This window comes from Candidatus Accumulibacter aalborgensis, assembly GCF_900089955.1.
GTDB classification, from domain to species: Bacteria; Pseudomonadota; Gammaproteobacteria; order Burkholderiales; family Rhodocyclaceae; genus Accumulibacter; species Accumulibacter aalborgensis.
Map to the genome: position 1 here is coordinate 1 of NZ_FLQX01000057.1, position 2104 is coordinate 2104.

Sequence of the window (2104 nt, forward strand, 5' to 3'; positions counted from 1 at the left end):
GCCGGCTGGTCTGGCGATGAGCAACCAGGCGTAGCTGAGGGTCGCTCCTTCGGGGTCCCTGGACGCGCTGCCGTCGAGTCTGATCACGCTGCCGAGCGGCACGCTCTGGTCGGGGCCGGCGTTGGCGAAGGGGGCCTGGTTGACCGTGCTGCACTTGGCGCGCGTGCAGCGCAGCGCGCACAAGCGGCCGTCGATCGAGTTGATGACGCCGTTACCGTCGGCGTCGCGCGGGTCGTCGGGGCCGCTGACCTTGGCGCGGGCAAGGATGGCTTTCTGGATGAGGTTCAAGTCGTCGAGGTCGATGTCGCCGTCTTGGTCGACATCGCAGGGAATGGCCCAAGCCTGAGCGGCAAGAATCAGTGAGAGCAGGATGAGCCACAGAGCCTGTCGCGCAGCGCGAAGGAGCGAGTTCGCCGCACCCTGGCAAGCGCTTGCTGCGCCCGCCCGCGGCAGCGATTCAGGGCCACGCGCGGGAGCGCGGGGTCTTTGCTGGTCGCCGTTCGTCTGCATCACCGCCAGCGGGATGCCTGCGCGCCACGGCGTTCGAGGCGCTGTCTGGTCATTGCCGTCTTCCAGTGACTTGGGCGTTCGTGATGGGTTGGCGAGCCGTCTCGGGCTGGACTTGCCAATCGTAGGGGAGGGAGGATCAGCCCTGCACCGGCGAGCAGCGCCAGGGTGCCGGGCTCGGGTAGCAGTGCGGACAGCACGGTGATGCTGCCGCTGGTCGTCGAGTGCTCCCGTTCCACACCGTTGACGTCGCCGAGCGTGACGTTCTCGAAAGCCAGTGCGCTGGTGCCCACAGCGAGGCTCTTGAAGCCAAGAGTCAGTAGCCGCATGGAATCGCTCTGCAGGGCGAGGAGATCTGTCGGGTCTTCGAGCGAGAAAGCACTGAGGTTCAGCCGGCCTGGTGCCAGGAAATCAACGTCCAGGCCGATGGCCAAACCAAGGGCACCCGCGTCGGTAGCCTTGTCGAACGTGATGATCGTGGGATCGTAGACGACTTCAAAATCGTAGTCGCCGAGTCCGCCAGGACTGCCCGGTGGCTCTGGGGCGACATCGGTGATGCGGACCTCGACGGTGGCGGAACTGCCGAGCCCAACGTCTTGCGCCGATGGCGAGAAGCTGAGCGTGTAGGCCGACGCCACTCCCGAAACCACGACGAGAGCCACCAGCAGGCCCCGTGTCAGCGTGCGAATGAGGCGAATGGTTTTCATCCGTTTGGTATCCTCCACAAAGCCAGTGTGTTGCGCAAGAATACGAGACCAATAATCGTGTAGAGTAGAGAACAGGCTCTGCATTCCTTAGGCCTAGCCTAGCTGTTACCGCCCCTTTCGTCTGGCGGTGCCTCAATAGCCTTGCCATAGTTTGCTTCACCTATCCTCCCTCATCAAACCGTGCATGCGATTTGCCCGCACACGGCTTTCCGGTGTTCTTCACACCGAGGCATGCGCCGTTTTCCAGCCTGCCGTTACCGGAACTTTGTATAACCCGTAGTTCGCATAAAGCTTCTGACGTGGGAATCGCTGTAACGCTGTTCCCCGATCCTGTATCTTGTGACGCTTCATCAGGTGCGTCCGCAAGCGTTGTTCGGCCTGCGTTTTCACCTTGTCGAGTACCTTGCTGGAATTTCGGTAGTGGAAGTAGCCTACCCAACCACGAAGGCTGGCATTCATATTCTTCACTACGTCGCCCAAGGGTACTGGTGTGAGCCGTCGATCCGTCTGTTGCTTGATACGTTCCTTGATTTTCGCAAGCGATTTGGGTGCCGGGCAGACATGCGGATAGCTTTTGCCCGACCGCCAACTCTTGCTCACCCTGATTTCAAATCCCAGGAAAGTAAAACTCTCTCTCCTTGCATCAACAATGCGTGTCTTGCTCTCGTTCAGCGTGAGATCAAGTCGATCCAGCACTCGCCGTACCGTGGCAAGGGGCGGGTCAACTTTGCCCCCGCACAGCACCACAAAATCATCCGCATACCGGACGATTCGCGCCTTCAATTTCACGCAGCATTGCTGCCTGACCCAGATCCGATCAAGCAGATGCGTAATCGTTTAGCCCCCCGCTCGCCGGCACCGCCCCTCAATCAGGCGGCAGCCGGTAGCGG

At 61.2% G+C, this 2104-nt stretch carries 3 protein-coding genes; all 3 read right to left on the bottom strand.

All coding sequences use genetic code 11. The features are described 5' to 3' along the window. On the bottom strand, positions 1 to 510 hold a 510-nt coding region (locus ACCAA_RS04475; protein WP_342674026.1), incomplete at its 3' end, for a PKD domain-containing protein. Further along, positions 510 to 1214 carry a cohesin domain-containing protein gene (locus ACCAA_RS04480; RefSeq protein WP_186406047.1) on the bottom strand — a complete coding sequence of 235 codons (705 nt, stop codon included), beginning with the start codon at positions 1212 to 1214 and terminating at the stop codon, positions 510 to 512. The genes ACCAA_RS04475 and ACCAA_RS04480, both read right to left, overlap by 1 nt. 219 nt (positions 1215 to 1433) lie before the next feature. After that, positions 1434 to 2003, bottom strand: coding sequence for a group II intron maturase-specific domain-containing protein (locus tag ACCAA_RS04485; RefSeq protein ID WP_186406048.1), 570 nt, complete (start codon positions 2001 to 2003; stop codon positions 1434 to 1436). Between the last annotated feature and the right edge of the window lie 101 nt (positions 2004 to 2104).